The organism is Pantoea sp. ME81 (genome assembly GCF_903970985.1).
GTDB lineage: Bacteria > Pseudomonadota > Gammaproteobacteria > Enterobacterales > Enterobacteriaceae > Pantoea > Pantoea communis.
In genome coordinates this window covers 1-1,612 of record NZ_CAJCKS010000343.1, presented here as the reverse complement: position 1 = coordinate 1,612, position 1,612 = coordinate 1, and the positions used below count along the sequence as shown (strand labels likewise).

Genomic DNA, 1,612 nt, shown 5'->3' with positions numbered 1-1,612 from the left:
GCAGCGGAAACATTCGCTGAACCAAATAATACCGGCTCAGGGCAGTGGGTGGATTGCACAGGAAGCTGGCAGCTGTCCGCCAGCAACTGGCGTACCAGCGAGTGTTGCCCGGCACCGCCGCTGATAACAATCGACCGCGTGACGATACCCTTGCTGGTTTGCGCCTCAATGATTTGGCGTAGGCCGTAGCCGAGGCTGCACAAGCCGGCGATATACAGTGCGATCAGGCTCGCTTCATCGTTGTCCATACCCAGACCGCAAATCACCGCTCGCGCGTAAGGGTCGCCAAAAGGTGCACGATTACCCGCAAATTCCGGCACGATATGCAGACCTTCGACTAAATCCACCGTTGCTGATTCACTGCGAGCTTGCTGCAAAGCCTGTTCCGCAAGGTACACCGGCAGTGAAAGGCCAGCGGCATCGGCGGCCTGCTGTGCACTCGCGGCGGCTGGATGCATCTCCAGCAGGCGACCTATGGCGGCGCCTGCCGCGCTTTGTCCGCCCTCACTCAACCATAAACCCGGCACCATCGCCGAGTAATACGGACCCCACACACCTGGCACAAACGCGGCTTCACGCGTCGGCGTCATGGTGCAGGACGAGGTGCCAAACACATAGGCGAGTTTATCCTCCGGGCTGCCATCTGCGCCCAGCGTACCGACGCCGCCTGCATGGGCATCGATTAACCCGGCGGCCACGGGCGTGCCAGCAGATAAGCCAAAGTCGGCGGCGGCCTGCGCGGTTAAACCTGTGCCGCACGGTGTGCCTGGCTCGACGATCTGCTGTCCGATACGCGCAAATTTCTCCTGAGCGAATTCCGGCAGGCCAATGGCACTGAAGTAGTCGGCATCCCAGCGCTGCTCATGGGCAAGGTAGTTCCATTTACAGGTGACGGTGCAGGATGAGCGCGCCGTATCGCCTGTCGCGCGCCAGCTGAGGTAATCGGTGAGATCGAAAAAGTGTGCGGCGTTCTGGAACGTTTGCGGGTTGTGGGCTTTCAGCCACAGCAGTTTTGGCATCTCCATCTCCGGTGAGATGCGTCCGCCCACGTAGTCGAGCACCGGATGTTTCGTCGCGTTAATGGCATCGGCCTGCTGCGTGGCGCGGTGATCCATCCACACAATAATATTGCGTTCCGCCTCTCCGTTTGGGCTGACGGGCAACGGTTGCCCCTGTTCATCGATCACCACCAGCGAGCAGGTGGCATCGAAGCCAATGCCAGCCACCGCAGCGGGATCGATAGCGGCAGTGGCCACCGCCTCGCGCACGCAGTGACTGACCGCCTGCCAAATCTCATTGGCGGATTGCTCAACCACATGACCGTGGGCACGGAAGGTGGTGATGGACTGTTTTGCATGGCCTAACAGATTTCCCGCGCGGTCAAACACGCCCGCGCGAGCGCTGGCCGAACCAACATCGACACCAATCAGATATTTTTCGTTACTCATGCTGCTGCACCTCGGCTGGTTACAGGTCAACGCTGTTGGGGAGGATAACAATATCGCGCACTGTGACACCCGGCGAACGTGAGCTCGGTAGAGCGTCGTGTCGGCAAAGAGCGTACGTCCTGGTGTATCTCTCGTGCCGCGACTCAGCCATAACGACACAAAAC

The 1,612-nt window shown here is 59.9% G+C and carries 1 protein-coding gene; it reads right to left on the bottom strand.

What is annotated here, in order from left to right; genetic code table 11:
• On the bottom strand, positions 1 to 1,448 hold a 1,448-nt coding region (locus H7A81_RS27185), incomplete at its 3' end, for an FGGY-family carbohydrate kinase (RefSeq protein WP_182059327.1).
• Positions 1,449 to 1,612 lie beyond the last annotated feature (164 nt).